The following is a 26,588-nucleotide window of genomic DNA, read 5'->3' on the forward strand; positions in this document are numbered from 1 at the left end:
AGAATCCAGCCACTGGTTCCACTGTCAACTGATAACTTTCTAACCAATAGAGGCTAGCAGTTGCAATTTGATGGTTTCTTGCTAATGTTACCGTATCTAAGCCATAGGTGGAAAAGGTGGTGTAGGAACCTAAAAAACCTACCGAAGCGTTGCACAAACCATGAAGTCAGATAATAGCGGCTCAAAGCTCCAGCGCTCGCACCAAAACTAATCGCGATCGGATTGCGAATTGCTGGCTGTTGCAGTGCTAACAGTTGGATTAAATCTTTCCAACTCATAATCATGAGTAGTTGGTAGTAAGATGGGCATGGCTCACCTTACTATAAAATTATCTGTCATCTACAAACGATCGCTCGCTACTACAGCGATCGTAGTCAGTAGTTCTGGAACGCAACAGTTATGAATACCAATATTTTTGTATTCTAGTTATCAGATATTCTTAAAATACTGTTTTTTAACGTTTGATTCTCGATCGGTCTTCATATTTATTACTACCGATAGATTCAAAATCTGTATAGATAGTAGCAATTAAGTAATTTCCTTGAGAAAAAATTGTGGCATGACACAACAATGTTCTCTCACCCCTCATAAAGGTGAGTAGATCCGTACTCAAGGGGGAGGTTATCTGCCTCCTAAATCTGAATCAAGGTCGATACAATTAGAGTGCGCTTTGAGTAATGTTGTTGCTATACAAATTCAGCGTTAATAACAGCATTACAAGGAGAAAATATATGCAGAATCAGTTCAGAACAGTTGCACTGCTAGGTTTATTAAGTGGTTTATTAATTGCAATCAGCTACTGGATTCTTGGTGGTAGCGCTGGTGTTATAACTGGTATTGCCATTGCTGCAATTACTAACCTAGTATCTTGGTATCAGTCAGATAAGATCGCACTGGCAGCTTATCGCGCCCGACCGATTAGTCCCCAGCAAGCACCAGGACTATATCAAATGGTAAAACGGTTGTGCGATCGCGCTCAATTGCCGATGCCTGCACTGTACCTCATTCCCTCGCGGGCAGCGAATGCTTTTGCAACTGGACGGGACCCCGAACACGCAGCTGTTGCTGTAACGGAAGGAATTTTAGAATTATTGCCAGAAGATGAATTAGAAGGTGTCATTGCTCACGAATTAACTCACGTCGCAAATCGAGATACCTTGACGCAAGCAGTTGCAGCGACGATCGCAGGGGCAATTTCTTTCTTAGCTCAAATGGCTAGCTATGGTTTATGGTTCTCTGCACCAACATCTAGAGATAATCGCGGTGGTGCCAACCCGATTGGAATATTACTGACAGTTGTACTTGCGCCTGTTGCAGCAACAATTATTCAACTCGCTATTTCGCGGACGCGCGAATTCTCGGCTGATGCTGGTTCGGCACGGATGACTGGCAATCCTCGGGCTTTGGCAAGAGCGCTACAGCGGTTGGAAAGTGCTGCTAGACAGGCACCGATGGTGGGTAATCCTGCTTTTGAACCGCTACTCATTGTTAATGCTTTTTCAGGACAATTCATGAGCGGATTGTTTTCCAGCCACCCTTCAACTGAAGCACGGATCGAGCAACTTTTAAAATTGGAAAGAGAGTTACCGCAGTCTACTAAGTTTTCCTTCGGTCAGTAGTCATCAGTTAAGCAAGCAATAGATCGCAAGTTACTCATTTAGGAGATCGAACCATGACTAATGAAATTGGCAATCAAGAAGACAACTCCGTGAGAATCGAAATCATTCCCCAAGATAGCAGCGCTCTTGTTGACGAGCAAATGCCTGGGGAAAGCGATGAAATTAAAAACGAAACCAAAGCCTTGATTGAAGCAATTAAAACCCGCGCTCAACTAGAGGCACAATCTGCCGGTTCTTTCACTCGCGAAACGTACATAGAAGCTGTTCGTAAGGCAAGGGAGTTTGTAGAACGGAATCAGCCTTTGATCGAAAGAGATCGCCTGGAGAACTCCTACGAACACCTCAAGCAAGAAGCCGAGAAGAACTGGGAATCAGTCGCCAGAGAAATACACGAATTTGGCGATCGGCTGGCAGATGCAGCTAAAGCCGCTTGGGATGCCTTTACTGCTCCCCGTGGTTCTAACCGCTAAGTATTTAATGAAAGAGTGTCTAGTATAAAATAGCCCTGTTTTAGAGCAGGAGAGTGGCGATCGCTACTCTCCTGTTTTTTATTGGTCAGATCGATAGAGTTCGATGTTTAACTCGTTTATCTAAATTTGCTGACAATCTTCAGAAAATCTTCGTAAAAACTCGTACCAGCCCTGTAGTAATTTTTAAAGTATCGAGTTTCTCAATTCGATGAACTTTTTGCGATCGCCAAAAATCTGCCATAGCTGTTGAAACTCGCCTTCAGCAGCTTTTCTCCGTGCTGTTTTCAGAACTAATTTATATGAGAAAATTCGGATTTAGGGTTGTACTAATCGCAATGGCTGTGTCAATGTTCGTCCTCGCCATTGCCTCTAAAGGAAGTTTTGCTCAGGATTCTCGCCCCATTACTGCCAAAGCAAAGATCTTCGGTCCCGATATTGCTGGAGAATTAAAGCTACGACAAATTAGTAATGGAGTTACTCTTGTCGATCTTTATCTGAAAGGAGATCCTGGCGTTCTTACACCAGGATTACACGGCATTCACTTCCACGAAAAAGCTATTTGTGATGAAGGAGCAGAACCCCGATTTAGTACTGCTGGCGGACATTTCGATCCAGGACCATTCGGTAGCTCCTTACCTGTCCAAGAAAATCACCCTTATCATTTAGGAGATTTACCAAATATAGATATTAATCAGAAAGGTGAGGGCAGACTGATAACTGCTACAAGTCGTATTACCCTTTACGAAAGCCCCGTCTCTCTATTTGATGAAGATAGCAGCGCTATCATCGTTCACCAATTACCCGATTTAATGATATCTGGAGGCACGGCAGCACAATCGGGCGGTGGTCGGCTTGCCTGTGGCGCGATCGAACAAAGCTAAACTGTTTTAATTCTCCAGCAGATAATTGGCAAGGAATAAGTCAAAAGTTAAAAGTTAAAAGGAGCCAGTGCGTTGGGCGGCTCTGCCGACAGTCCCGCAACTGGCGTTCAAAATTAGCTATTCCCAAATGACAAATGACCAGTGACAAATGACTAATGAATCTTTCTTTGCCGATTATCTAGCTGCTAGCGTACGCCTTGCCGTACCGCTAGCATTTGCAGCTTTAGGAGGTCTTTATTCAGAGAGATCGGGCGTATTAAACATTGGCTTAGAAGGGATGTTGCTCGCTGGTGCTTTTGCTAGCGCGGCTGCAACATTTTACAGTAACAACGTTTGGCTAGGCGTATTAGCGGCTATTCTAGCCGGAGGTATGGTAGGGCTACTGCACGCACTACTGAGCGTGTCTTGGCGTGTCGATCAGTTAGTTTCTGGGTTGGCAATTAATTTAGTTACTGCTGGCTTGACATCTTTTCTGGCGCGGCTGATTTTTAGTGGTGGTGCGCAGAAATTACCAGGTATTGAGGCGATCGCCATTCCTGGGTTAGTCAATATTCCCATAATTGGTTCTCTATTATTCGCGCAAAATATTCTAGTATATTTGCTTATTTTTCTGGTTGTATTTACGAATTACTTATTGTTCTACACTCATCCTGGCTTAACCCTGCGTGCTGTAGGGGAATATCCCCGTGCTGCGGATACAGCTGGAGTTTCCGTACAACTGGTGCGTTATTTCAGCGTCATTCTCAGCGGTTGTTTGGCGGGGTTGGGAGGAGCATACTTAAGTTTGGTACAGGTCAAGTTTTTTGCTGAGGGGATGAGTGCCGGTAAAGGTTTTATTGCAATCGCCGCCCTAATTTTTGGTAAATGGCATCCCATTGGTACTACTTTGGCTTGCTTGCTATTTGGCGCTACCGAAGCTCTCCAACTTCGCATTCAAGCTCTGGGTGTTAATATTCCCTATCAATTTTTGGTCATGCTACCTTACGCGATCGCCCTTCTCGCCCTAGTCGGCTTAGCCGGAAAATCTTCTCCCCCATCTGCTTTAGGTCTTCCCTATCTCAAGGAAAAAAGTGAGTAGCAACCAGTGTAGAGACGTTACATGTAACGTCTCTACACTTCATCTCGTGCCAAATAAGCGATCGCCTGCATCTCCCAAGCCAGGAACGATATAACCATGTTCGTCTAAGCGATCGTCAATTGCCGCAGTATAAATTGGTACATCAGGATGTTGAGAGTGGAAATGTTTGATTCCTTCTGGCGCAGCTAGCAAACAGACAAATTTTAAAGAGTTAGGGTTAATAGCCTTGAGGCGATCCACGGCGGCTATAGCTGAATTTCCGGTTGCCAGCATTGGATCGACAATTAAGACATCTCGTTTTTCCACTTCATCGGGAACTTTGAAATAATACTCAATCGCTGTTAAAGTTTTAGGATCGCGATATAAGCCTATGTGTCCTACTCGTGCGGAGGGCATCAACTCCAACATTCCATCCAAAATTCCTTGCCCTGCCCGTAAAATCGATACTATCACTAGCTTTTTATCGGGAGCTAGCATTGGCGCGTTTGTAGAGGCAATTGGTGTATCGATCTGTTCGGTTTTGAGCGGTAGATCCCGCGTTACTTCGTAAGCTAGTAACAAGCTGATTTCTTTTAACAACGTGCGAAATTTTGCCGTACTAGTTTCGGCTTTCCGCATCAGCGTCAATTTGTGTTGGATTAATGGATGATCGATCGCATGAACTTCGGCTTGCATATTGGAGCAATAATAGAGCTAAATACTTCTTAAAATAGCTGGCGAAAATATAGCAATCTTCATCATATACTGTATTTTTTGGAAACGATTCACTATTAGAGCAACAGAATCGCTTGCGAGTTATTTGTCAATCTCGATCGAGCAATAGTCAGTTATCTAGCAATTACTAGCTAAAATATCTCTCCTTTTTGAGCATGAAACTCAGACACTAACTGACTCATAAGATCCTTCGGATCGCCCTTCTAAAATCTCCTTCTAAAACATTTCGCGGCTTTACTAAAACGATACATCAAAAATATTTCTGCTGTAGTTAAAAATACAGAATTTTTTCGAGCTAGACGAAAAAGAGATGATTTAAGACAAAATTCAACATTGAATCTTGACAAATTAGTATGTTTAATGCATCGTTACTTGATATTATATTAGTGATTTATCCAATCATTTCTAAAAAATATCCTACCATTGAGAGCAAATGTAAATTAATATAAATTATTGCACGATATTTGTACTGAGACTTGAGAAATAAATAGAGGTTCATAAGTGTCCATTGGGTAAATGAACCGCTACTCACAGTATATGGGTGGAAGTTCGTACTGATGACAGGCTAGCTAGGGTCATGACACGCATGGGGAGAACGTTGACAAGACTTCCAAATGTAAAGTTTGATGCCTCTCTGGCTAGGAACTCACTCTATTAGTCACAGCGTCGGTAAGATTGCTGAATAAAAAGAGATGAAAGTTTCATCATTACGACCTGAAACACCACGTACTGCCAACCCAAGCAGCTCCAAAAGGTAGTAGGTAGGAAGAATGCAGGTTGTTATGCAAACTGTAAAGCAGGGATTGGAGGAGTGCCATCTCATGAGTAAGTTGGCAACAGACCTGATACAAAGTTGGCGATCGCATCTAGGCACTGAATGTCCAGAACAAAGCGATGCCACGAGAGAGAGTATCATTCGTTGGTTAGTCGGCAACGCGATCGAAGATTGGGAACAACTTAATACCAACGAACAAGCGATCGCCAAACAAGCGATGGAATATCGCTTTCGCATCTTCAAGCAACGTTATTTGGGAATGCCACCAGAACGCGCCTATCGTCAATTGATGACGAGGCTTTGTAGTTTGGAGTTGTTGCGCAATAAAATTCGCACGCTCGTATCTATGAGTCGCGATCGCCAGCGGCAAGTTACAGAAGTATTGCAAGAAGTACTACAAGAATTATTGCAAAGCGATCGCTACATGCAACAGCAAATAGCTTGGATTGCTGAGTGTACGGACGACCTAAAATTACGCAACGCTCTGCTATTTGCTAGTTTAGAAGAATATTGCTTGCGCCCGATCCGCAGTCAACCCTTATTGGTCTATCGCTTTGTCAATTATTTGCGCCGCACGGCACGGGGAGGAGTCACACAAGTTCCTGTCAATAATAAATTACGCCTGCTGTCTGAAGAAATACTAGGCGATGATAGCGATAACTCCTTTAGCTTGTTAGATCCCAAAGCAGTCGCAGACTATCAAGAAGAACAAAGCTTAGAAGAACAGCAAACCGCGCGACAGCTAGTGAAACAAGAATTTTCTAGCTATCTCGAAGAAAATCTGGGAACTACTGCCGCACAATGGCTCCAGCTTTACTTACAAGGTAAGTCGCAAGAAGCGATCGCTGCTCAGTTAAACATCTCAGTTAAAGAGATCTATCGTTTGCGGGAGAAAATTAACTACCATGCCGTACGAGTATTTGGACTCAAACATAAACCAGAACTCGTGAGCGAATGGCTAGAGACTTCCCTCATAGAACACAATATGGGACTGACACAAAACCAGTGGGAAGACTTTTTAAAGCAATTAACTCCAATTCAACAACAAATCGTCCAGTTGAAAAAAGCGAATCAGAATAATGAAGAAATTGCGAAAACCTTGAATTTAAAGAGCCATCAGGTTATGACTGAATGGGGTAAACTCTACTTGATAGCTCAAGAAATGCGCAGCCAAGCATGAGGAATTTCACCTCAACTTATTATTTCCGTTTCTCCATTCAAATCTCTGTAAACTAAAGTACTTAACCGTTGCGTGTTTTCACTGAACGCGAATATATTAGAGTTTAGTATACAGAAAAATATTCTAATTTTATGGTAGAATCTCATTCCCAAAATGATGAGCCAGCAAGCGGTAGATTCCAACTGAATACTGAGCAAATCTACAGCCTCATTGATAGAATGCTGCCTTTTGAAGCTTGCTTATATCATCAAGTTTTGCCTGTAGCTGTAGAGGGACAAAATCTGATTTTGGGAATGGTAAATCTAGACGATACTGCTGCCATAGAATACGTCGAACGGATCGCTGAATATTTAAAATATACTTTAGTCCCCCAGGCGCTCGACTCAGAAGACCACCGCCAGCTCATGTCAGCCTACTTAAATCGCTCAAAAAACAACGATTTAAGCTCAGATAAGCTGCACTCCATTGCTGCGGGATATCCTGGTGCGTCTGCTGCTAAACCTACAACCGAGAAACCAACAGGACTCAGCCCGAATGACAAACCGACGCTTATTTTAGCTGACGAGCGAGAAAATATTGCAGCCCGGAAGACTTCTCAGCCACAAACGCCACAACCCACACCTTCTCGATTGGGTGAAACTAAGACATCGCAATCCCAACCATCTGCTGTTAGACATTCTGGTTTAGGTGGAATTAAATCGGCACAATCTCAACAAACTGCTGCTAAACCATCTGGTTTAGGCGGGATCGGAACGCCAAAGTCCCAGCAAAAATCTCCAGCCAACCCAACTCCATCAGGTTTGTCGGCGATTAAAGTACCAGCTAGTTACTCTACTAACTCAGTCGAGTCCCTCAAAACCCTACCTCCCAAGAAACTCGTACGAGAATTACTCGGACGGGTTTTAGAAAAAGGCATTGGACGGCTTTATTTCGAGCGTAAGTCGCTACAGCAAGGGCGGATCGTGTGTAGCCAAGATGGAAACTTGCAGTGCGTGCTAACAGAGGTTCCAGCAAAGCTGTTTCAGGACGCGATCGAACAACTGAAAGAATTGACGCACATGCCTCTTGCGCCAGCGAAGGAAGCAAAACAGGTAGAGATCGAGCGTTTTTATCATGGCGAACGAGTATTATTGCGCCTGCGCGTCATGCCAGGTAGCAACGGCGAACAAGCAACTTTACAAGTTTTGCGCGGAGAAGCCTTAGAGTTTTATCAACAACAACAAATAGATACTTTGAGCCGCGACGCAATGGCGATCGCCAACCAGCTTCAGAAAAAGTTGCGCCAACTACAAGAACGAGCTAGCATCGACGCTGAAGAACATGGCGAACGATACCAATCTCTCCTCGCTCTCAATCAAATTATCGAAAACGTAGAGCGGCAATTGGAACAGCTGAAGCAGTGACCTGCATTATGAGGGAGCAGGGGGCTTCAGGAGCTTCAGGAGAAGGGGAGACAAGGGAGACAAGGGAGAGGGGGAGAGCAATTCTGGTTCCACTAGCCACTCCTCACTAGTCACTCTCTACAGTCAATCAACCAACAACCACTAAAGAGTTGTTAGATTTATCCTAAGTCCAACAACTCACTACCATTGATGACTGAAGCTACATTAACTCAAGTTGGTAAGATTTCTAGCTTTACACCAACAATTCATTATCAAGTTGCCATGCCTCAACCAGAAAATCATCTGTTTGAGGTTGTTTTGCATTTAAGCGGTTGGAAATTGCCAGTATTAGATTTAAAAATGCCAGTGTGGACACCAGGTTCTTACTTGGTGCGAGAATATGCCAAACATCTACAAGATTTTTCTGCCAGCGCGGGAGAACAGACTTTAGCGTGGCAGAAGTTAAGTAAAAATCACTGGCAAGTAGAAACAGGCGATCGCCCTGACATTACTGTACGTTACCGCATCCATGCTAACGAGCTATCAGTACGGACGAATCACCTCAATGCAACTCACGGCTATTTTAACGGTGCGGCTATCTTCTTTCGCCTCCCAGGACTAGAACAGCAACCGATCCAAGTCGCGATCGCACCACCGAGATCGGATTGGCGCGTCACGACTCCTCTACCAGCAGTAGCGGGGCAAACTAACACGTTTACTGCCACAGATTTTGATACGTTGGTAGACAGTCCGTTTGAAATTGGCTGTCACCAATCGCATCAGTTTGAGGTGCTGGGTAAGTCGCACGAACTGGCAATTTGGGGTAAAGGTAATGCCGATGCTGCCAAGATGATTCCCGATATTAAAAAGATTATCGAGGTGGAAGCAGAACTATTTGGTGGTTTACCTTACGACAAATATATATTTTTGTTGCATCTAGCATCGCAAAATAATGGCGGGTTAGAGCATAAATTTGCTTGCTCGTTGATTTATTCTCGCTTTGGATTTCGCGATCGCGACAAGTACGAGCGCTTCATGCAACTTGTTGCTCACGAATTTTTTCATCTCTGGAATGTCAAGCGAATTCGTCCAAAAGCATTAGAAGTTTTCGATTATGATAACGAAAATTACACGCCATCGCTGTGGTTTTGTGAAGGGACGACTAGCTATTACGATTTAGCTATTCCCTTACGGGCGGGTATTTATAACGATAAGACTTATTTGAAGAATTTGAGTAAGGAAATTACTCGCTTACAAACTACGCCAGGACGACTCGTACAGCCTGCTTCTGAGTCGAGCTTTGATGCTTGGATTAAGCTGTATCGTTACGACAATAATACTAACAATTCCCAAATTTCCTATTATCTAAAAGGGGAATTAGTCTCGCTTTTACTCGATTTATCGATCCGAGAGAAACATCAAAATCGGCGATCGCTAGATGATGTAATGCGTCTGATGTGGCAGCAATTCGGCAAGGATGAAATTGGTTTTACTCCCCCACAGTTAAAACAAGTTATTGAATCTGTGGCTGGAACAAATTTAGATGATTTCTTTAAACGCTACGTTGATGGTACGGAAGAATTACCTTTCGATCGTTATCTCGAACCTTTTGGTTTGAAATTAGTCGCAGAAGATGAGGAATTCTTACCTTATATAGGTATGAAAGTGCAAGCAGAAAATGGCAAGGACGCGATTAAATTTGTAGAGATCGATGCACCAGCGCAGCGAGCCGGAATCGAGCCTGGGGATGAATTACTAGCAATTGATGGCTTAAAAGCAACAGCAAATAATCTGAGCGATCGCCTGCGAGATTACCAACCAGGAGACGCGATCGAAGTTACAGTTTTCCATCAAGAAGAACTATGTACTCATACTGTGACTTTAGCTGCTCCTCGTCCCAGTCGCTATCAAGTTGTTCCAGTAGAAAATCCCTCTCTGACTCAAAAACACAACTATGAGGGATGGCTTGGGAGTCGCTGTTAATATCTCCTCTTTAAAGAAAGGCTGTTTCAAAGTTCGAGCAGCCTTTTGCACTGTTACCAAGAGAATCGGTTTAAAGCCGCGTCCTGCTGTGCTGGGGAGTATGTCAAAGCTATTGTAGATCGAAAGCCGACAGCACTCTACCCAATTCTCAAAGTGGTAGCGGCACATTCTTGAGTTCCCTTGTTATCCTAGTTAATAAGTTTTGGGAGCAACAAACTCAAACAGCACGGACTTAACCTGTTGTTGGTTAATAGCGCTCTGTCGTTAGCAGAAGACAGGGGACAGGAGAAGAACAGAACTTTTCTGAGATACGCGAAAGGCACTATTGAAGGATATATTTTTAATAATCTACTTCAGATTGTCTTATCGGAATATACATGAAGTCTTATCTCGCTGCTGCCGTTCAAATGACTAGCGTGCCTGACCTAGAAAAAAATTTGGTACAGGCTGAAGAATTAATCGAACTTGCCGTCCGTCAAGGCGCGGAGTTGGTCACCTTGCCGGAAAACTTCTCCTATTTGGGACGAGAAGAGGATAAAATTGCCCAAGCAGCAGCGATCGCCTCGAAAAGCGAAAAATTTCTCCGAACTGTCGCGCAACGGTTTCAGGTAACAATTCTCGGCGGCGGGTTTCCCGTACCAGTTGACGATCGCAAAGTTTACAATACAGCCTTACTGATTGGACCAAGTGGGGAAGAACTCGCCTGCTATCAAAAGGTACACTTATTTGATGTCAACTTACCTGATGGCAATACTTACCACGAATCCAGTACCGTACAAGCTGGAACGCAGTTACCAGTGGTTTATCCCTCTACAGAATTAGGTCATCTAGGGCTTTCCATTTGCTACGATGTCCGCTTTCCCGAACTCTACCGCCACTTAGCATACAAGGGAGCCGATGTGATGTTTATCCCAGCGGCTTTTACGGCATACACTGGGAAAGACCATTGGCAAATCTTGTTACAAGCTAGAGCAATTGAAAATACTTGTTATATTCTTGCCCCCGCGCAGACAGGGAAACATTACGCCCTACGTCAGTCTCACGGACATGCAATGGTTATCGATCCTTGGGGAGTTATTTTAGCCGATGCAGGCGATCGCCCAGGAGTGGCGATCGCGGAAATTAATCCCGTTCGTCTCGAACAAGTTCGCCGCCAAATGCCTTCGTTACAGCATCGGGTATTTGTTTAACTAGTCATTGCATCAACGACCGATCGCATAAGCAAAAATGTAAGGTGGGCAATGCCCACCCTACGCTTGTCTGGCAACGTTGTATTGAATTACACGGTTGCAGCCTTTTTGGTGATAGCGTTTAATTCGCCCTTAGCATACTTAGCAGCAAAATCATCGGTAGAAATTTGCTTGATCTTGCTAGCGTTGCCAGCAGCGCTAAATTGCTGATAGCGATCGGCACAGACTTTTTGCATGTACTTGATGGAAGGCTTCAGGAAGTGGCGGGGGTCAAATTCTTTAGCATCTTTAGCTAGAGCTTCCCGTACCGCAGCAGTGATTGCCAAGCGGTTGTCGGTATCGATATTTACCTTCCGTACTCCACTCTTGATTCCTTTTTGAATCTCTTCTACTGGCACGCCGTAGGTCTCGGGAATTTTTCCGCCGTACTGGTTGATTAGAGCCAGTAAGTCTTCGGGTACTGAGGAAGAACCGTGCATGACCAAGTGAGTGTTGGGCAAACGACGGTGGATTTCTTCAATGCGGCTAATCGCCAAAATTTCGCCTGTTGGCTTGCGGGTAAACTTGTAAGCGCCGTGGCTGGTTCCAATTGCCACTGCCAAAGCATCCACTTGAGTTTGCTCTACGAAATCAACTGCTTGATCTGGATCTGTTAACAATTGATCGTGGGACAACTTACCCTCAAAACCATGTCCGTCTTCAGCTTCACCCATGCCAGTTTCTAAAGAACCCAAGCAACCGAGTTCGCCTTCTACGCTAACGCCTAGAGCGTGAGCTACTTTTACAACTTCGCGGGTAACGTTGACATTGTATTCATAGCTAGCTGGGGATTTAGCATCAGCTTCTAGAGAACCATCCATCATGACGCTGGTAAAGCCATTTTTGATTGCTGAATAGCAAGTAGCAGGCTCGTTACCATGATCTTGATGCATGGCAATAGGAATATAAGGATAAGTTTCTACTGCTGCCAAAATTAGGTGACGCAGGAAGTTTTCACCTGCATACTTACGAGCGCCACGAGAGGCTTGTAGAATCACGGGGCTGTCTGTTTCTTTAGCAGCCTGCATGATTGCTTGGATCTGCTCCATGTTATTCACGTTGAAAGCTGGAATGCCGTATCCATTCTCTGCCGCGTGATCCAACATCAGCCGCATTGGTACGAGCGCCATACAATGTCCTCCTAGTTTTGTTATCAGCTAGTTGCTTTGAACAAGCGTGTTTATTACGCTAATCTTAAGATAAATTTCAGATCATTACTAGAGACTTAGATTTAGAGATGAGGTAAGGTGCTGGGATACCTTCACCACGATCGCTTCATTGCTACCTTGGAGCCAAAGCCAATTTGTCCAGCGTCTACTGTGACTTGAACGCTAAACAAACATATCGAGTTAAAAATATGGGTCGCCTGGGATTCGAACCCAGAACTATTCGGTTAAAAGCCGAGTACTCTACCGTTGAGTTAGCGACCCTTTTGCGTTTTTGCAACTTTACTAGTTTACCAGAGGCCCCTGGATTTATGCAAGCACTTAGTCAAAGTCACTACATTTCGCGCCAGTTGCCAGAAAAAAATTTTCTCCCTTACTCCCTACTCCCTGCTCCTTACTCCCTTCCCTAGCTAATTGGGATACCAAAACATCCCCTTAATCCCTTCAGGATCGGTCATAAAACCCATACCCCGATAAAAATCTACCACGTGGGGGTCGGCAAACAGAGTAATGTTGCTGATGTCCTCAGCACGAAGTTTTTTAATTGCGTATTTCATCAATGCCTTACCTAGCCCCTTTCCCTGAAAGCTAGGATGCACGACGACATCCCAAATAGTAGCGTTGAAGGCATGATCTGAAGTAGCACGGGCAAATCCAATTAGCCTTCGCTGAGTTCCTCGTACTTGCCACATCGACACGACGAGAAAGCTGTGCTGAATCGCTTTTTTAACCTTACGGAGAGGACGACGCGCCCAACCGACAGCATCGCAAAGTTCTTCCAACTCGTAAAGGTCGATGTTGCGATCGGTGCTAAAAACAATACTTTCACCATTTAGAGCAGAAAAGCCCATAGATTCGACGGCTTCCTCCTCTACTGGCGCTGTCTTGGTTCCGGTAGCAGTTTCAGAACCGCTAAACCAGCCTTTCCAAAAACCCATGCCAATGCAATTTATGAGATAGAAACGATATTGACTACACGAACTAGTATGATACTTCTAGTTTTTCTAGTTTCGCTGTTCTTACCCAAGTTCTAACGTCTACTTTCCCACCACCCGATTCAAGCGACAGTTTGGTTGTCAAATGAATGCCCTAGTATGAGAGACACAGAATTAGAGTTGAAGTACAACTAGCTTACTCATAACCAGCCATTTTTAACTTTAGCACCTTAAAGGAATTAGGGGTAAGAGGCAAGCGGCAAGTGGCAAGAAGGAAACTTCTAGGGCAAGCGTCCTGTCAAAAGAAAGAAGTAAAGATAAACTCTACAACTGCTGAGGTAGCGTTAAGGCTAGGATAGAAGCATGGCAACCATAGAGATTGCGGGAGTGCGTCACGTTTACGAGTTGACTGCACCGACGACTTTTCCCCATGCTTTGGTATTCGTTCACGGTTGGCTTCTCAGCCGTGCCTACTGGCAACCTCTGATTGAAAGGCTGGCAGTAGACTATCAATGTTTATCTTACGATTTGCGTGGCTTTGGTCAATCTCACGCCATTTCTTCTCAAGAGAAGGCTGAAGCAGATACTCGGGATCTGGCGTTAAATGGCTCCAATGCTACAAAAGAAGATAATTCTCCCTATTCACCCACTGCTTATGCTCGCGATTTGAAATGTTTATTGCAGGAACTTAACATTTCCAGCGCTTGGTTGATCGGTCACTCCCTTGGTGGGACGATCGCGCTCTGGACGGCTCAGCAAATGCCCCAGTCCGTACAGGGGGTCATTTGCGTGAATGCTGGTGGCGGAATTTATCTGAAGGAATCTTTCGAGCAATTTCGCGCTGTTGGGACTCAGTTGGTGAAACTTCGTCCCCGTTGGTTGCCTTTATTACCGTTAGTGGATTTATGGATGACGCGGGCAAATGTCGCCAGGGCGATCGCCCGCTCGTGGGGTCGTCAGCGCATTGTCGATCTGGCGATCGCTCATCCAGAAGCAGCTCTAGGAGCGCTTCTAGACTCTACTACGGAGACTGAAATTAATCGCTTACCACAGATCGTGTCACAACTCCAACAACCAGTTTATTTTCTGGCAGGAGACAAAGACAAGATTATGGAACCAAAATACGTCCGCCATCTTGCCAGTTTTCACCCCTTGTTTCAAGCCTGTGGCGAAAATGCGATCGAAATTCCTGAATGCGGACATTTGGCAATGTTAGAACAAACAGATATGGTCGCCGAGCAAATTCGAGCTATAGTGACGCAGTACAAATAGTCCTCACCCCCTCCAAAACAGCATGAATTGGCAGCTAGAAGAGTCAGAGTTACAGCAAATTGCTATTATCGTCTTGAGTTTAGCCGATAAGTGTCGGGGAGATAATCTCGCTCTTTTAGCCTTACTGCGACAGTTAGAGCAATTGCATCGGGAAATTCGGGATGGTTTATTTCAAGAATCTTTGCCAGATAATCGTCAAGCACTTTACGCTTTACTAAAAGACGTTGAAACTACGGGCGGTTGGCCTTATATCGAACGGCTAAGAATACAACAGTTGTTGGCAAACTGGCAGTTAGAAGAGGGCAAAGGAGATAACTTAAGTGTCTAGTGACTAGGTATCAGGTAACTAGATTCTTCAAGCCACTGATACTAGCTGCTAGTCACTGACAACTAACTACCGATCGACTATCGATTTTTATTACTCTGTAACTATAAAGTCAACTACTCAAAGAAGTTTAGTAGTAAGCTTTGAGAGTATAATGTTGGTATACTTACCATAAGAAAACGCAACATAGTATAAAATTTTCTTTAAGTTAACCGAAACTATATGTAGACTTGTAAAGTCTAGGATTGATAAATGGGAAGTAAGCTTCCCGATTGTGGTGCATGAGGAGTTGAATATGGCTGAAATTCGCGACCTAGCTCTCCAGGCAATTAAAACTGGATATCTGACATTGGAAGCTGAAGAGAAATTGCGTTATCTGATGTCACATCACTACGGACAAGAAGATTTTCTGGCTTTCATGCGATTGCAGGAAGCCGCTATGCAAGGCAGGGTTAGACAGGAATCGCGGGAGCGGCTAAAGCGAAGGCACTTGAGCGTAGCGATCGCATCACGGACGTAACTAAGTCTGGCGCTAAATTATTTTTCTGAACGGGACGAATCGTCCTCGTTATCCACCTTCCAGTCTTCGTCATCCACAAATCCCCAATCATCGTCATCGTTATTTTGAGGGCGGTTACTGGGTGGCGGCGAAGACGTATTTTGTTGTTTGTAGGGTGGGGTAAGAACGCGGTACTCGGCATCATAGACTGATTCGGTTCTACCTATACCTGAATTTTTTGGTTCGCGAGCGCTATAGGAGTAAACTGAAGCAGAGCGATCGCTACTGTTGGGTTCATTAGGTTCGTTAGTATCATTGCTAGTTGGGCGATTGGTCTCATCGCTAGCATAGTTTTTTTGCCGCTCTTGGGGTTGACGCTGAGTGTCTTGAGGAACGTAATCCCAGTCATCATCAAGGTTGCTACTGCGTTTTCTGTCCGCAACAACGCGATCGGTATACTCTTGGCGATCGGGGGGATCTTGCGTGGCGGGTTCTGTATCTTCAGTAAAGTTCCAATCGTCATTAGCTGTAGTGTCCCATCCGTCCGATTCTTGCACGGATGGTTGAGTTGGTCGTGGAGAACTAGCAGTATAGCTGTAGGTATTTGTTTTAGGAGGGTCTGGCGTTTTGTTAGGATTTTTCTCTTCTGAAGCAAACCGAGTCGAAGTTTTTGCGGCTCGACGGCGCTGCTTTTTCGCTCTCGGTTGGGCAAAATAGCTAGCGATTTGAAAACAACTGGCAATGAATATTGAGGTTATTGCACCAGCGGCAACGCTAAACAAAATCCAGATTGACAAAGGTAATGCCTGAGTTTGTCCGCCTAAAAATACCAAAGACAGTACTGGTGTCCAGTTTTGCACCAGCAGTACCGTCAGACCTCCCAGTAATATCAATAAAAGAAAGAAGCGGATGGCAGCCATAATTTTGAGGGGAGACAAGGGGACAAGGAAGACAAGGGGACAAGGAAGACAAGGAAGCAGTTAATTTTGAACGCCAGTTGCGGGACTGTCGGCAGAGCCGCCCAACACACTGGCTCCTTTTAAGTTTTAATTTTTAACTTCCCTATTCCCTACTCCCTGCTACCTACTCCCTATTATCGTCCTTGCCATCGTTCGATTGGAATGCAGTCGATATCGAGTTGATCTAAGGTACGAGCAACGACAAAATCCACTAAGTCTTCGACAGTTTTTGGATTGTGATACCAAGCAGGGATTGCTGGCACAATTCTAGCGCCTGCCTCTGCTAGCGTGGTGAGGTTGCGGAGGTGAATCAGACTAAAGGGGGTTTCTCTAGGCACGACAATCAGCTTGCGCCCTTCTTTCAACTGGACATCAGCAGCGCGTTCGAGCAAGTCGGAACTCAAACCATTGGCAAGCTTTGCTACCGTACTCATACTACAAGGCATGACTATCATGCCTAGCGTACGAAACGAGCCGCTGGCAATGTTAGCGCCTACATCTCCCCAAGGATGGCAGCGGAGTTTTCCTAGAGATTCTACCCTTGCCTGCTGTCGCCAAAATTGCTCTTGTTGCAAGGGTTCTACAGGCATCCGAATATTTTGTTCCGCCTGCCAAACCATATAGGCTGATTTGGAGGCAACTAGCTCGATCTCGTAGTCTGCCTCCAAGAGATATTTCACCGCTCGGACGGCATAAATTAATCCTGATGCCCCGCTGACGCCCAGGATCAGCGGTAGATTATTCCTCATCGTCAAAATACGTATCTGAGTCGTCGCTCAAGTCGTTATCGAGGGGTGAGGTGTCCTCTAGCCGATCGCCACTAAGCATTCGATCGCCGTTGACTGTCACTAAGTCGATTTGCTGGCGGTAGTAGTCTACGCTCTTGACTTGTACGGAAACGCGATCGCCTAAACGATATGCAGCACGGTTTTTCCGCCCAAATAAAGCTTGTTGTCTGCCGCGATACTCGTACCAGTCATCTTTGAGAGAACTGACGTGGACTAAGCCTTCAACTCGCAACGTTCTGCCTTTAGTGTCGGAGACTTCTATTTCCACGAAAAAGCCGTAGGACTGGACTCCGGTAATAATGCCTTCAAACACGTCGCCGATGCGCTGTTTCATCAGTTGAGCTTTTTGTAACCCAACTAAATCGTCTTCGGCTTCCTGAACTTCCTTGTCTCGCTCGTTCAACTGCGCGATCGCACCTGCAATATAAACTTCTAGCTCCTGCTGCGTTTCTGGAGGCAAGACGTTCCAGCCAATTTTGCCATGAGAGGAGCTATGACGTAAATTTATGCTGTCTTTTGCCCGTGTAGTCCGGCGATCGCGCCCTTGCTCGAATATTGTATGTAAAACTCGCTGAACGATTAGATCGGCAAACCGCCGCAAGGGAGCGTGAGAGTGGGTGTAGCCAGGTAGAGCTAAGCTAAAGTATGGCTGGAATTTACTGCTGTAAGCACTCGGCTTTAGCGTATCCCGTAACAAATAAGTCAAGACTTGTTCTGCTTGGGGCGATCGCGCAAACTGCTCGGTAAATTCTTGGTAGTCTCCTGCATGGACGGCATCTTCTCGATCTAAGCCCAGCTCTACTCCTAAGTTAGCTGCTAGCTTGATTGTTTCTTGCACGTCTTCGACATCGGGAGGCGGTTGAATGCGATAAATCGCAGGCACGCCCAAAGCGTTTAGATGCTCGGCAACAACTTGATTTGCTAATAACAACAACTCAGTGACCAATTCGGAGAGTTTGGGTTCTCCTTGAGTCAGAACTCCTAACCTGCCTTCGTCGTAGTAGGAGTACTGACGAGGTGGTAAATTGAGGGCAAAGCTACCTCTAGCTTGTCTTTGCTCTTGCAAGGCTTTGCTTAATACTGCTAGCTGCCCTACTTTTTCTACCACTGCGGCTGGTAGTCCTAGTTCTGCACTGCGATCGCTGAGAATATTCTCTACAACTTCAGCATCGAGTTGGTAATCGACTTGGATCGCGCTCGGTTGAATTTCAAACTCCACAATTTGTCCGGTTGCTGCATCCAAAGTTAGCAGAACGGAAATGGCACGGCGATCGCTTTCTGGCTCGAATGCACTCCGTTGCGCCACCGCATCGGGGAATAAAGGCAGAATTTTTTCTCCCAGGTAAACGCTGCTGGAACGTTTCAACCCTTCACGATCTAAAGGCGTATCTGGATCGATAAAGTAGGCAAGATCGGCAGTATGAACGCCTAATTGCCACTGTCCCGTCGTCGTTTTTTCCAAAGTAAAAGCATTTTCAACATAGGTCGTATCGTCCGCTGACTCTCGGAAACTTAAGGTGAGGAGCGGACGCAGATCGCTTCTAGTTTTGAATTCTTTGCGGCTAATTTGAGCTGGTAATTCGACCGCTGCTTCAAGCACGGATGAGGAAAAGGCACGGGGTAGGTTGTGCTTGCACGACACCAACTCTACATCTGAGGCGGCTTCGGCATCGCTACCTAAAACTTGTACGACTCTGCCTAAAGGAGGATATTGGGCAATGGGATAGCGGAGGATTTCTACATGTACTAAATAGTCAATCGCTTGTGCTAAGTCGTGACCGTCGGGTTGCAGTTCGATTTCAAATAGGAGGCGATCGTCTAGAGGAACAGCTCTAAAATTAGTATCTGTTTGCTTGATTCTTGCTAACAGACTTTGATTTGCCCGTTCTAAAATGAGTTGGACTTCGCCTTCGGGACTGCGACGACGGCTACCTTCTTTCGTCAGTTTCACTAAAACGCGATCGCCATTCCAAGCATTACTTAGATGACTTTCGCGAATGTAAATATCTTCTGCTCCCTCAGCTTCTTGAATTGCAAAGCAAAAGCCTTTACTAGAACAACGAAGTTTAGCCTCAATTGTTCCTTCTTCTCTTACCCGACGATACTTACCGTGTTCCTTAACCAAAACACCGATTTTTTCCAGTACGTCTAGGGCAATAAATAACCTTTGAATACTACTTTCGTCTTGATAATCTAGTTTTTTTTCTAGGGCTTTTGCTGCAACTAATTTATCACTTGTGAAATTACCTAGTAGTGTAGCGATTGAAAACTCCATGTAGCGAGCCGACCTCCGGTCAAAATATCATACTTCTTGTTGTCTGGGTTAGGCAGTTAGCTATCTCTTCCTGCCTGTGGAAAATACGCTTTTTCCTTTTATCTCTACCATTAGCCAGATCTTTACCACTGGGCGCAACTTTGGCTTTGGTAGGGTGAAACAGTTGGGACTTCTAACAGCAGTATCTCACCCAACTCCCAAAATAACCTTTGTTACTAGGAAAGGCGAGAGGGTTGCATCATCAAGGTCTATACTCTACACAACGGATGTAGTAATGCTGCGTGCGAGTCGGTTGCCTCTCACCAACGGATATATAGCCACAAGTAAATCGCAGCTAGGCAGTGAGATAACGAGGATTGAAGTGTCAAAAGATGTAACACTTGTGATGCAGTAGGATTTGCCCGATTGAGTTGGAATACCATTTACTCAGTTTTGTTACACTCTCTTCAAAAAGTCGGTAACATTTGAGTAAGCAGTACGCCATCTACTAAAATTGGCTATCCCCATTCTATTTTAGGAAACAAGCGACATATAGGAAAGGGGCTAGGGGCTAGAGTGTCTTGGGACAAGGGAGAGGGGGGAGACAAGGGAGAGGGGGGAGACAAGGGAGAGGGGGGAGACAAGGGAGAGGGGGGAGACAAGGGAGACAAGGGAGAATTTTGATATATTCTTCTCATTCTGGCTCCTGAATTCTGACTCCTGGCTCCTGACAAACAACGAATGACGAATAACAAATGACAAATGACAAAAGCTTAATTTCAGAGTTATTGACAATTTATCAGGGTAAGTTTGTCGTGCGGGTAGCGGTACAGGTTGATGGTATTGTTCGTGCTACTGGGATGGCAACAGCAGAAACGCTGGAAGCAGCAGAAGATAAGGCGAGAGAAAGAGCGATCGCTTGTTTCAACCACAATTTTCTCGCCCCAATTGCCCCAAAAAATCAAACAATTTCTGCATTACCTACGCCACCAGAAATACCCGTGGCGCAACCAGCTGCATCTCTATCTGAACCCAGCAGTTCTTCTAGTCCTCCTACTCCTACTGAATCGCAGTTAGATTTTAGCTACACGCCAGAATTAGAACCCCTTACAAAAGAACAAAAATCGACTTCCATCACTACTGGTGGTAGAGGCAACAGTAAATCGTTAGCCACCAATTCCGAACCACCACTGGAAACAGATATTTTTGGCGGAGATTTTGCTGCTGACTTATTCGCTGCTAGTAGCAGTAAACCGCCTTTATCCAAAGACAATTATGAAAGCGCAGATTTGTCCTCTAATTATGAATCTCTAGCGATCGCAGATGATACAACAAGAGAAGAAACTCAATCATCTGCGGACTTAGCTACGGAATTACAAAAGATTGAGGTCAAACTGAAGGAAGCAAAGCTGAAGGCAAACGACGAACGCGAATGTTTGGAAACTAACTACGGTAAAGGGTCGCGCTACGAGTTAACAGCCCTACAAGCACGGGACTTCAATCGCTATTTGGAGTTATATAGTCAAACAACTCAAGCCGTCAAAGAGCTACAGGAACTTGGATGGGATGCTAAAGAAGGTCCTAAATACCTGCAAGCAAAATATAGCAAGAATAAGCGGCATCAATTGACCGAGCGGGAATTACAGGGATTTTTGGACTATTTGCAAACCGAGCGCGATCGCATTGGTGTAAGCTAGAAACGCGCAGTTGCGCGTTTCTACAAAACAATCTAGCCAACCGCTGCCATCGGTCGTCTACCAACAGCTTTCTTGTCGATAACTTGATCGATCAAACCATAATCCATCGCTTCTTGGGGCGACATAAAGAAATCTCGCTCTGTATCTTGCTCGATCCTTTCTAGCGGTTGACCTGTATGTTCGGCTAAATGCTCGTTCAACTTCCGCTTGTGGTACAAGATTTCTTTAGCTTGAATTTCAATATCAGTGGCTTGTCCCTGCGCGCCACCGAGAGGTTGATGGATCATGATTCGCGAATTTGGCAGGCTCATGCGCTTTCCTTTCATGCCAGCACTGAGTAGAAAAGCCCCCATACTGGCTGCTAATCCCGTACATATAGTACAAACATCGGGGCGAATGTGCTTCATCGTATCAAAAATACCCATTCCCGCCGTCACCGAGCCACCAGGAGAGTTGATATAGAGATAGATGTCTTTCTCGCCATCCTCAGCATCCAAATACAACAACTGGGCGACAATCAAATTAGCCAAGTTAGAATCAATGGCTTGTCCTAGAAAGATAATCCGTTCCCGCAGCAAGCGAGAGTAGATATCAAAAGCGCGTTCCCCGCGTCCAGATTGTTCGATAACAATAGGAATCATTCGGTTAGTCTGTTGTGAGTTTTCTTCATTTTATCTATTAAGAAGGGGTGAGGAGCGAGGAGTGAGGAGTGAGGGAAATTTTAAATTTTTAAGAAGGGGTGAGGAGCGAGGAGTGAGGAGTGAGGGAAATTTTAAATTTTGGATTTTAGATCGAATTTCTCCCTTGTCCGCCTTGTTTGCCTTGTCGCCTTGTTTCTTTTGTCACCTTGTCTATCTATCCTTCTCTCACTCCTTGCTCCTCACTCCTCGCTCCTTTTCGATAGACTGGCAGTGAAGGCAACCACAATTTAACCATGACTAATCGCTTGGCTCAAACTCAAAGCCTTTATCTCCGCAAGCACGCTGAAAACCCGATTGATTGGTGGTTCTGGTGTGATGAGGCTTTGGCAAAGGCAAAAGCAGAAAATAAGCCGATCTTTCTGTCGATTGGTTATTCTAGCTGTCACTGGTGTACGGTCATGGAGGGAGAAGCTTTTTCCGATCTTGCCGTGGCAGCATACTTGAATGCTAACTTTTTGCCAATTAAGGTAGATCGAGAAGAACGTCCCGATATTGACAGTATCTACATGCAAGCCTTGCAGATGATGACTGGACAAGGGGGTTGGCCTTTAAATATCTTTCTCGCGCCAGAAGATTTAGTTCCATTTTATGGTGGAACTTATTTTCCCTTAGAACCGCGATACGGTAGACCAGGATTTTTACAGGTTCTGCAAGCGCTGCGCCGTTATTACGATACCGAAAAACAGGATCTGCGATCGCGCCAGGAAGCAATTCTCGAAGCTATCCAGCAAGCTGCTATTCTCCCCAATACCCAGCCTTTAAATTCAGCATTACTGCGTCAAGGAATTGAAACCAGTACGGGAATTATTACAGGTGGCGACTACGGAACTAAATTTCCCATGATTCCTTATGCTGACTTAGCTTTACGGGGGTGGCGTTTCTTGCCCGTCTGGAAAGATAATTTTCGCTACAATCTCCCAGAATCTTGTACTCAGCGTGGTATCGATTTAGCTTTGGGAGGAATTTACGACCACGTAGGGGGTGGCTTCCATCGCTACACTGTCGATCCGACTTGGACAGTCCCCCACTTTGAAAAGATGCTCTACGATAACGGGCAAATTGTCGAGTATTTAGCAAATTTGTGGAGTGCGGGAGTCAAAGAACCAGCTTTTGAAAGGGCGATCGCGCTGACTGTAAAATGGTTGCAACGAGAAATGACGGCTCCTGAAGGCTATTTTTATGCCGCTCAAGATGCTGATAGTTTTATACATCCAGAAGAAGCAGAGCCAGAGGAAGGAGCGTTTTACGTTTGGAGTTACAGCGAATTAGAGAATATCCTAACTTCAGAAGAATTAACTGCAATACAGGCAGAATTTACCGTCACTCCCCAAGGCAATTTTGAAGGCAAAAATGTTTTACAACGCCGCCAAGTTGGTATTTTAAGTGAGACAGTAGAATCAGCTTTGAAAAAACTGTTTCAAGTGCGCTACGGTTCTACAGTTGAAGAATTAGAGATTTTCCCTCCTGCTAGAAATAACCAAGAAGCAAAAACTCAAACTTGGGCGGGGAGAATTCCGGCTGTCACCGATACCAAAATGATTGTTGCCTGGAATAGTTTGATGATTTCAGGTTTAGCAAGAGCTGCTATCGTATTCCAACAAAATGATTATTTAGATTTGGCTGTTCGTGCAGCAAACTTCATCTTAGAAAATCAGTGGGTAGACGGGCGTTTTCATCGGCTGAATTATGATGGTAAGGCTGCTGTGATGGCGCAGTCGGAAGATTACGCCCAATTTATCAAAGCATTGTTGGATTTACATCAGGCATCACTTGTAGAGACGTTACATGTGGAGACGTTACATGTAACGTCTCTACATTGGTTGGAAAAAGCGATCGCAGTTCAAACAGAGTTTGATGAACTTTTGTGGAGTGTAGAACTAGGAGGCTATTTCAATACCGCTAAAGATGCGAGTCAGGAGTTAATTATTAGAGAACGCAGCTATATGGATAATGCGACTCCGGCGGCGAATGGAGTAGCGATCGCCAATCTCGTGCGGTTAGCTCTACTGACGGAAGATCTAACTTATCTCGATCGCGCCGAGCAAGGTTTCCAGGCTTTTAGCAGTGCCATGCACCAACACCCACAAGCTTGCCCCAGTCTATTCACTGCTTTTGATTGGTATTCTCACTGTACGACGATTCGGACTTCACAACAGCAAATTGAGACATTTTTAACACAGTATCTTCCTGCTGCCGTACTGACCCAAGCAGATAACTTACCAGATTCCAGTGTTGGTCTAGTCTGTAAGGGTTTGACTTGTCTTGCACCTGCCGAAACCTTAGAAAAAATGCAACAACAGATTCAACAAAGCCAGATGAGAGGGATGTAGGAAAATAGTGCGAATGAAAGGCGCAGCTACACAAATCAAGTCCGCCTGGGCGAACTAATAGTAAAGTCGAGGATTTACAAAACCCGCAGCTGCGGGTTTTGCTTGTATAGACGCGATTTCTAATCGTCCAGCTTAATAGAATATAATTTCGTTTCTTTAGGAGATATACTTCCTCTGCCATACTATAGATGGGGTTCTAAATAGTGCATTAGTACTATTTACCCAGTGGTAGGGAAGAGTTTCAAATCAATGTCTTACGAGCCGCTACACCATAAATATCGCCCTCAGACTTTTGCCGATTTGGTAGGTCAAGAGGCGATCGCGACTACATTAACTCATGCGATCGAGCGACAGAAAATCGCCCCTGCCTATTTATTTACGGGTCCGAGGGGGACGGGAAAAACCTCTAGCGCTCGGATTTTAGCAAAATCGCTGAACTGCCTCAATAGCAACAAACCAACAGCTCAACCCTGTGGTGTCTGTGTCGTGTGTCAAGGAGTTGCTAAAGGTGCGACTCTAGATGTGATTGAAATCGATGCTGCTAGTAACACGGGCGTAGATAATGTTAGAGAACTGATCGAACGCGCCCAATTTGCCCCCGTCCAGTGTCGTTACAAAGTGTACGCAATCGACGAATGCCACATGCTCAGTACGGCAGCGTTTAATGCCCTGCTGAAAACCTTAGAGGAACCACCAGCACACGTCGTATTTGTCCTAGCTACCACCGATCCCCAACGGGTATTACCAACAATTATTTCGCGCTGCCAAAGGTTTGATTTCCGCCGCATTCCGCTAGACGCGATGATAGGGCATTTAAGCGCGATCGCAGCTAAAGAAAGCATTGATATTACCCCAGAAGCCATACATTTAGTTGCATCCTTTGCCCAGGGGGGGTTGCGGGATGCCGAAAGTTTACTCGATCAGTTGAGCTTATTAGCTGGAGTCGTGACTGTAGAGCGAATTTGGGATTTAGTCGGTTCTGTTGCCGAGCCAGACTTGCTAGAAATTTTACAAGCGATCGCACAGAATCAACCAGAAGCATTACTCGATGCCGTGCGTCGAATTATGGATCGGGGTAGGGAACCGTTAACGCTGCTGCAAAACTTGGCAGGTTTCTATCGTGATTTACTTGTGGCTAAAACCGCGCCCAACCGTAACGATCTCATCGCCGTTACTCCTGCAACATGGGATGCGCTTTGCACGCAAGCTAAAGTTTGGGATATTTCTAATATCTTGGTAGGACAACAGCACTTAGCTAAAAGTGAAGCCCAAATCAAAAATACAACCCAGCCCCGCTTATGGCTAGAAGTCAGCTTATTGGGATTGTTGCCATCTGCTTCACGTAAGGAGCAGGGAGCAGGGAGCAGGGGAAAGAGAGCTGAGGGAGCCCAGGGGGCTGAGGGAGCTGAGGGAGCTGAGGGAGCAATTCGCAATTCAACTCCACACCCCACACCCCAGACCCCACACCCTATTCCTGAGCGTACCACGCATCACGCACCACTTTCTAACCACCAACCAACAGCCAACAACCAACAGCCAACAACCAACAACTACCAACCACCAACTACCAATCAACAACCAACAACTACCAGCACTCAAGAATCTTCACTTCCGAATTCCGAATTCCAAACTCCAAATTCTTCTAATGAGGAAGTTTGGCTTCAGGTACTTGCTTGCTTGCAACCGCACTCGACTCAAGCATTGCTCAAGCAAATGGGACGATTAATTCAATTTGAAGCTGGTATTGCTCGGATTGGCATGAAATCTCCAGCTTGGCGCGATCGCGCTAAAGCTTACGTGCCAAATATCAAAGCTGCTTTTCTCTCGGCATTCGGACAAGAAGTACAAGTACAGCTAGAATTAGCCGCGATGCCGAAGGAAGTTCGCGAGGCAACCTTGACTGTGGCTAAGATTGCTCCAGCTAATAGCAGCGCACTTGAAACGAAAAACAATAATACGAATGGCACTGCTCCCGCGATCGAGTATACAACTGGAGTAAGTATGGCTCAGCCAGCTGCTCCAGTCTCAAACTCCCAATCAGCAACCGCCTTTCAGGATGGCTCTGCGAAAACACCAATCTCAGCAGCCGCAACTGGAGATCCGGTGACTCCCACGACTTCCACTCCAGTCGGACAACTAGAAATTAGCGAGTTCGATATTGTAGTTCAACGCTTTGCTAAATCTTTCAATGGTGAGGCGATCGGTGACAGTACAGAATTTACCTCATCTACAGACATCAGCAGTATCTCATCTGCCACTGTTCCAGAGTGGGAAGATAGTGATACTGCCGAAGACTCCGATCTTGATTTTTAGTGTGGTAAGTGGTACGTGGTGAGTGTTGCGTGGAAAGA

At 45.2% G+C, this 26,588-nt stretch carries 20 protein-coding genes, 1 tRNA gene and 2 pseudogenes; 14 read left to right on the forward strand and 9 right to left on the reverse strand.

The window, feature by feature from the left end; all coding sequences use genetic code 11:
* Positions 1-34 precede the first annotated feature (34 nt).
* Positions 35-254 (reverse strand): annotated as a pseudogene (locus DSM107010_RS42890) (fluoride efflux transporter FluC); the annotation flags it as partial.
* A 477-nt stretch (positions 255-731) separates the two neighbouring features.
* On the opposite strand from DSM107010_RS42890, the gene DSM107010_RS10625 reads away from it, so the two are divergent.
* From DSM107010_RS10625 to DSM107010_RS10640, 4 genes are all read left to right on the forward strand, one after another.
* Positions 732-1,619: a M48 family metalloprotease gene (locus DSM107010_RS10625; RefSeq protein ID WP_015156787.1), complete on the forward strand. Its 888-nt coding sequence runs from the start codon at positions 732-734 to the stop codon at positions 1,617-1,619.
* Positions 1,620-1,672: 53 nt separating this feature from the next.
* Positions 1,673-2,089: a hypothetical protein gene (locus DSM107010_RS10630; RefSeq protein WP_106168180.1), complete on the forward strand. Its 417-nt coding sequence runs from the start codon at positions 1,673-1,675 to the stop codon at positions 2,087-2,089.
* A 335-nt stretch (positions 2,090-2,424) separates the two neighbouring features.
* Positions 2,425-2,970: a superoxide dismutase family protein gene (locus tag DSM107010_RS10635; RefSeq protein ID WP_106168179.1), complete on the forward strand. Its 546-nt coding sequence runs from the start codon at positions 2,425-2,427 to the stop codon at positions 2,968-2,970.
* Between the two features lie 148 nt (positions 2,971-3,118).
* Positions 3,119-4,048 carry an ABC transporter permease gene (locus DSM107010_RS10640; protein ID WP_106168178.1) on the forward strand — a complete coding sequence of 310 codons (930 nt, stop codon included), beginning with the start codon at positions 3,119-3,121 and terminating at the stop codon, positions 4,046-4,048.
* Positions 4,049-4,087: 39 nt separating this feature from the next.
* Here the strand turns inward: DSM107010_RS10640 and upp are convergent, their stop codons facing one another.
* The gene (gene upp / locus DSM107010_RS10645; RefSeq protein WP_015156791.1) at positions 4,088-4,723 is read right to left on the reverse strand and encodes a uracil phosphoribosyltransferase; all 636 of its coding nucleotides are present in this window, start codon (positions 4,721-4,723) and stop codon (positions 4,088-4,090) included.
* 821 nt (positions 4,724-5,544) lie between these two features.
* On the opposite strand from upp, the gene DSM107010_RS10650 reads away from it, so the two are divergent.
* From DSM107010_RS10650 to DSM107010_RS10665, 4 genes are all read left to right on the forward strand, one after another.
* Complete coding sequence (locus tag DSM107010_RS10650) at positions 5,545-6,717, forward strand: HetZ-related protein 2 (protein WP_241994183.1); 1,173 nt, start codon at positions 5,545-5,547, stop codon at positions 6,715-6,717.
* A 131-nt stretch (positions 6,718-6,848) separates the two neighbouring features.
* Complete coding sequence (locus DSM107010_RS10655) at positions 6,849-8,120, forward strand: GspE/PulE/PilB domain-containing protein (RefSeq protein WP_106168176.1); 1,272 nt, start codon at positions 6,849-6,851, stop codon at positions 8,118-8,120.
* A gap of 189 nt (positions 8,121-8,309) precedes the next feature.
* Positions 8,310-10,082, forward strand: a complete 1,773-nt coding sequence (locus tag DSM107010_RS10660) for a M61 family metallopeptidase (protein ID WP_106168175.1) — start codon at positions 8,310-8,312, stop codon at positions 10,080-10,082.
* A gap of 377 nt (positions 10,083-10,459) precedes the next feature.
* Positions 10,460-11,272, forward strand: coding sequence for a carbon-nitrogen hydrolase family protein (locus tag DSM107010_RS10665; protein ID WP_127022923.1), 813 nt, complete (start codon positions 10,460-10,462; stop codon positions 11,270-11,272).
* 89 nt (positions 11,273-11,361) lie between these two features.
* Here DSM107010_RS10665 and fba read toward each other — a convergent pair whose 3' ends face one another.
* The 3 genes from fba to DSM107010_RS10680 form a co-directional block, all read right to left on the reverse strand.
* Positions 11,362-12,441 (reverse strand): class II fructose-bisphosphate aldolase, encoded by a 1,080-nt coding sequence (gene fba, locus DSM107010_RS10670; RefSeq protein WP_106168787.1) that lies wholly within the window; start codon positions 12,439-12,441, stop codon positions 11,362-11,364.
* Positions 12,442-12,669: 228 nt separating this feature from the next.
* Positions 12,670-12,741 (reverse strand) — tRNA-Lys (locus tag DSM107010_RS10675).
* 146 nt (positions 12,742-12,887) lie between these two features.
* Entirely contained in the window at positions 12,888-13,415 is a 528-nt protein-coding gene (locus DSM107010_RS10680; RefSeq protein ID WP_015156799.1) for a GNAT family N-acetyltransferase, read from the reverse strand.
* Positions 13,416-13,775: 360 nt separating this feature from the next.
* Between DSM107010_RS10680 and DSM107010_RS10685 the strand changes: the two genes are divergently transcribed.
* The 3 genes from DSM107010_RS10685 (at position 13,776) to DSM107010_RS10695 (ending at position 15,529) form a co-directional block, all read left to right on the forward strand.
* Entirely contained in the window at positions 13,776-14,684 is a 909-nt protein-coding gene (locus DSM107010_RS10685; protein ID WP_106168786.1) for an alpha/beta fold hydrolase, read from the forward strand.
* Positions 14,685-14,706: 22 nt separating this feature from the next.
* A complete protein-coding gene (locus tag DSM107010_RS10690) occupies positions 14,707-15,012 on the forward strand; it encodes a hypothetical protein (protein WP_015156801.1) in 306 nt (101 codons plus the stop codon).
* A 292-nt stretch (positions 15,013-15,304) separates the two neighbouring features.
* Positions 15,305-15,529, forward strand: a complete 225-nt coding sequence (locus tag DSM107010_RS10695) for a hypothetical protein (protein ID WP_015156802.1) — start codon at positions 15,305-15,307, stop codon at positions 15,527-15,529.
* A 17-nt stretch (positions 15,530-15,546) separates the two neighbouring features.
* Here the strand turns inward: DSM107010_RS10695 and DSM107010_RS10700 are convergent, their stop codons facing one another.
* The 3 genes from DSM107010_RS10700 to DSM107010_RS10710 all read right to left on the reverse strand — a co-directional run bounded on the left by DSM107010_RS10700 (position 15,547) and on the right by DSM107010_RS10710 (position 19,530).
* Positions 15,547-16,428: a LapA family protein gene (locus tag DSM107010_RS10700; protein ID WP_106168785.1), complete on the reverse strand. Its 882-nt coding sequence runs from the start codon at positions 16,426-16,428 to the stop codon at positions 15,547-15,549.
* Between the two features lie 173 nt (positions 16,429-16,601).
* Positions 16,602-17,216, reverse strand: coding sequence for a flavin prenyltransferase UbiX (locus DSM107010_RS10705; RefSeq protein ID WP_015156804.1), 615 nt, complete (start codon positions 17,214-17,216; stop codon positions 16,602-16,604).
* Positions 17,206-19,530, reverse strand: coding sequence for a ribonuclease R family protein (locus DSM107010_RS10710; RefSeq protein WP_106217837.1), 2,325 nt, complete (start codon positions 19,528-19,530; stop codon positions 17,206-17,208). The genes DSM107010_RS10705 and DSM107010_RS10710 overlap by 11 nt, the downstream gene beginning before the upstream one ends.
* A 734-nt stretch (positions 19,531-20,264) precedes the next feature.
* Here DSM107010_RS10710 and DSM107010_RS10715 point away from each other — a divergent pair.
* On the forward strand, positions 20,265-21,206 hold the full coding sequence (locus DSM107010_RS10715) for a hypothetical protein (protein WP_106171153.1): 942 nt from the start codon (positions 20,265-20,267) through the stop codon (positions 21,204-21,206).
* A gap of 32 nt (positions 21,207-21,238) precedes the next feature.
* On the opposite strand, the pseudogene clpP reads toward DSM107010_RS10715, so the two are convergent.
* Positions 21,239-21,859: pseudogene (clpP, locus tag DSM107010_RS10720) on the reverse strand (ATP-dependent Clp endopeptidase proteolytic subunit ClpP); the annotation flags it as partial.
* 281 nt (positions 21,860-22,140) lie between these two features.
* Between clpP and DSM107010_RS10725 the strand changes: the two are divergent.
* Both DSM107010_RS10725 and DSM107010_RS10730 read left to right on the forward strand, forming a co-directional pair.
* Positions 22,141-24,237: a thioredoxin domain-containing protein gene (locus tag DSM107010_RS10725; RefSeq protein ID WP_127022926.1), complete on the forward strand. Its 2,097-nt coding sequence runs from the start codon at positions 22,141-22,143 to the stop codon at positions 24,235-24,237.
* A gap of 249 nt (positions 24,238-24,486) precedes the next feature.
* Positions 24,487-26,550 carry a DNA polymerase III subunit gamma/tau gene (locus DSM107010_RS10730; RefSeq protein WP_106169649.1) on the forward strand — a complete coding sequence of 688 codons (2,064 nt, stop codon included), beginning with the start codon at positions 24,487-24,489 and terminating at the stop codon, positions 26,548-26,550.
* Positions 26,551-26,588 lie beyond the last annotated feature (38 nt).

Source organism: Chroococcidiopsis cubana SAG 39.79 (genome assembly GCF_003991895.1).
GTDB classification, from domain to species: domain Bacteria; phylum Cyanobacteriota; class Cyanobacteriia; order Cyanobacteriales; family Chroococcidiopsidaceae; genus Chroococcidiopsis; species Chroococcidiopsis thermalis.

Excerpts from the sequence above, each read along its gene's own strand:
- DSM107010_RS10625 (WP_015156787.1), top strand. The coding sequence starts at position 732 with ATGCAGAATCAGTTCAGAACAGTTGCACTGCTAGGTTTATTAAGTGGT.
- DSM107010_RS10630 (WP_106168180.1), top strand. The coding sequence starts at position 1,673 with ATGACTAATGAAATTGGCAATCAAGAAGACAACTCCGTGAGAATCGAA.
- DSM107010_RS10635 (WP_106168179.1), top strand. The coding sequence starts at position 2,425 with ATGGCTGTGTCAATGTTCGTCCTCGCCATTGCCTCTAAAGGAAGTTTT.
- DSM107010_RS10640 (WP_106168178.1), top strand. The coding sequence starts at position 3,119 with ATGACTAATGAATCTTTCTTTGCCGATTATCTAGCTGCTAGCGTACGC.
- upp (WP_015156791.1), bottom strand. The coding sequence starts at position 4,723 with ATGCAAGCCGAAGTTCATGCGATCGATCATCCATTAATCCAACACAAA.
- DSM107010_RS10650 (WP_241994183.1), top strand. The coding sequence starts at position 5,545 with ATGCAAACTGTAAAGCAGGGATTGGAGGAGTGCCATCTCATGAGTAAG.
- DSM107010_RS10655 (WP_106168176.1), top strand. The coding sequence starts at position 6,849 with ATGGTAGAATCTCATTCCCAAAATGATGAGCCAGCAAGCGGTAGATTC.
- DSM107010_RS10660 (WP_106168175.1), top strand. The coding sequence starts at position 8,310 with ATGACTGAAGCTACATTAACTCAAGTTGGTAAGATTTCTAGCTTTACA.
- DSM107010_RS10665 (WP_127022923.1), top strand. The coding sequence starts at position 10,460 with ATGAAGTCTTATCTCGCTGCTGCCGTTCAAATGACTAGCGTGCCTGAC.
- fba (WP_106168787.1), bottom strand. The coding sequence starts at position 12,441 with ATGGCGCTCGTACCAATGCGGCTGATGTTGGATCACGCGGCAGAGAAT.
- DSM107010_RS10680 (WP_015156799.1), bottom strand. The coding sequence starts at position 13,415 with ATGGGTTTTTGGAAAGGCTGGTTTAGCGGTTCTGAAACTGCTACCGGA.
- DSM107010_RS10685 (WP_106168786.1), top strand. The coding sequence starts at position 13,776 with ATGGCAACCATAGAGATTGCGGGAGTGCGTCACGTTTACGAGTTGACT.
- DSM107010_RS10690 (WP_015156801.1), top strand. The coding sequence starts at position 14,707 with ATGAATTGGCAGCTAGAAGAGTCAGAGTTACAGCAAATTGCTATTATC.
- DSM107010_RS10695 (WP_015156802.1), top strand. The coding sequence starts at position 15,305 with ATGGCTGAAATTCGCGACCTAGCTCTCCAGGCAATTAAAACTGGATAT.
- DSM107010_RS10700 (WP_106168785.1), bottom strand. The coding sequence starts at position 16,428 with ATGGCTGCCATCCGCTTCTTTCTTTTATTGATATTACTGGGAGGTCTG.
- DSM107010_RS10705 (WP_015156804.1), bottom strand. The coding sequence starts at position 17,216 with ATGAGGAATAATCTACCGCTGATCCTGGGCGTCAGCGGGGCATCAGGA.
- DSM107010_RS10710 (WP_106217837.1), bottom strand. The coding sequence starts at position 19,530 with ATGGAGTTTTCAATCGCTACACTACTAGGTAATTTCACAAGTGATAAA.
- DSM107010_RS10715 (WP_106171153.1), top strand. The coding sequence starts at position 20,265 with ATGACAAATGACAAAAGCTTAATTTCAGAGTTATTGACAATTTATCAG.
- DSM107010_RS10725 (WP_127022926.1), top strand. The coding sequence starts at position 22,141 with ATGACTAATCGCTTGGCTCAAACTCAAAGCCTTTATCTCCGCAAGCAC.
- DSM107010_RS10730 (WP_106169649.1), top strand. The coding sequence starts at position 24,487 with ATGTCTTACGAGCCGCTACACCATAAATATCGCCCTCAGACTTTTGCC.